Below are 247 nucleotides of genomic sequence, written 5' to 3' on the forward strand. Positions count from 1 at the left end.
GTCAAAAGATGCGAACGGTTGACCTTGGTCGTCAGATGCACGGCAAGATCAAGTTTGCGCATCCCTGCAAATGTTGCATCGGGATCAGACATGGCGACAGCCAGATTACCGCCAAGACAAACCAGCGCTTTGGACCTGCCGTCGATGATTGCCTCTATCGCTTCGATGGCGTTGTGCCCCTTGGCGGCGGATGGCCGGAAGCCGAACGCCCGCTCCATACCGTCGATGAGGGCGGCATTGGGAATTT

The 247-nt window shown here is 57.1% G+C and carries 1 pseudogene; it reads right to left on the reverse strand.

Annotated elements, in window-relative coordinates:
• Positions 1-247 (reverse strand): annotated as a pseudogene (locus AC0MA3_RS26670) (hypothetical protein); the annotation flags it as partial.

It is taken from the genome of Paenibacillus sp. LS-5, from assembly GCF_056121505.1.